The sequence below is a fragment of the Alteromonas sp. AO-Serp genome (assembly GCF_017849675.1).
GTDB classification, from domain to species: Bacteria; Pseudomonadota; Gammaproteobacteria; order Enterobacterales; family Alteromonadaceae; genus Alteromonas; species Alteromonas macleodii.
Genome location: NZ_JAFLMX010000196.1, coordinates 1 through 1,652, shown reverse-complemented (window position 1 = coordinate 1,652; position 1,652 = coordinate 1). Strand labels below are relative to the sequence as shown.

1 protein-coding gene is annotated in these 1,652 nt (G+C 45.5%); it reads right to left on the bottom strand.

Features of this window, described 5'->3' with window-relative positions; genetic code table 11:
* Window positions 1-188: 188 nt before the first annotated feature.
* Window positions 189-1,391 (bottom strand): IS4 family transposase, encoded by a 1,203-nt coding sequence (locus QVA83_RS13365; RefSeq protein ID WP_287498545.1) that lies wholly within the window; start codon window positions 1,389-1,391, stop codon window positions 189-191.
* Between the last annotated feature and the right edge of the window lie 261 nt (window positions 1,392-1,652).

The following is a 1,652-nucleotide window of genomic DNA, read 5'->3' as shown; positions in this document are numbered from 1 at the left end:
GATCACCAAACGTCATGAATGTTCCTATCTTTTTTATCTTATTGATATCGCAATATTATTTGTGGGGATACCTCAGGGTCAGAGTACTTTTTTCGCCACCCCCGAATAGTGGGGTCAGAGTACATTATTGGCTTTCCCTATTACAAAACCGAATAAATGTACTCTGACCCTGAGGGATCCCCACGAATTTAATTCCATGTGCCTGCGGTCCAGGCCCCGTCGACTATGGAGCTGTACCATTTGAGTGCAGTTTTCCACTGTCGCATAGTGAATCTTATTCGGCAAGCAACAGCTCTCAGACCGAGATAGTGGAATGACAGCACGCTTCTGGTGTCGGTATTAGCTTGGAAGCGCCGATGTTTATTCGAAGAGACGACTACCATACCCAATAAGATAGCAACCAGTGACGCTAACGTCGTCAGCAATACCAGGATTGTTAGACGCTGCTTTTTCACGCTTTTATTTTGCTCATAGCCAAGCCCGAACTTGGTACTTTTCATGTCTCTAAAGCCTTCTTCAATCTGCATCCGCTGGCGATAAATGGCAACGACCTGTTTCGATAAGCGTTGATGAGATGCTAGTGATGTGGCTAACAGCCACGGGTCTTTTGCACCTTGCGCATGGACTTTCGACCGCTTTGAGGCTTTGCGTGTACCATCTGGATTTGAAGCGTGGCGCCCTTTCGCTTTCTGCTTGAACAGAACTAACGTACAGGCAAAGGGGTTACCTCTAGCTATTTGGCTGTTATCAAAACGCTTAGGTCGACTGGTCGCTTGGGCATAAAGGTGACGAATACACTGCCACGTATTGCCGCTGTCGAGTGAGTAAAAATGCGGTTTGCGAACCCGTCCGACAATATCCCAGCCTAACGCTAATACTTCCCTGAACCAGGGTGATTTATATCCTGCGTCGGTGACGATAATGGGTCGGCAATTTGAAGGTAACATGGCGTGTAATGTCTTTAAGAATGCTTTGTGGGTGGCTGGTTTCTCTTTGGTCTTGTTGCAATGCACTTCTTGATAAAGTGTGATGGGCCGACCTTTCAGGGATATTGCCGCGCGTAAAAGAAAATGGGCTTTACGGTCGTCTAAATCTGACCAATCAATTGAGATAACAGGGCGTGACGTGCTACCACAAAATAGTTGGCATATAGATGCATAGATAAGCGGTGTTTCACTTAACAAATGCGGGTTTGAGAGCAAGCGGTCAGCGCGTTTAATCCGATGTTTTTCAAAGGCTTTAGTATTAATTCCTCGACCTATGCTGGTTACAGTTGCAGCGCTTCCATTAAGCAGACTTTTCACGCACGCCGTTACCGCATCCCGACGAGTTTTATGCATTTTATAGCTGACAAGCGATACAACATTGTTCACAATAGATAGGGCATTCATGGCTGTTTGGCCTCAGTGATTTTTGGCGATTGATCTGATCACCAAACGTCATGAATGTTCCTATCTTTTTTTATCTCACTGATATCGTTATATTATTTGTGGGGATACCTCAGGGTCAGAGTACTTTTCTGCCCCCAAAAAAATGGCAAAATGGGGGCAGAGTACATTTTCTCCCTAATGCCTTCCGGTAAAAAGGAGATCGTTATGAGGTTACTAATAAGGCTTGTTAGTTTAGCCGTGGCTGCGTACTCGTGTTATAGC

Excerpts from the sequence above, each read along its gene's own strand:
- QVA83_RS13365 (WP_287498545.1), bottom strand. The coding sequence starts at position 1,391 with ATGAATGCCCTATCTATTGTGAACAATGTTGTATCGCTTGTCAGCTAT.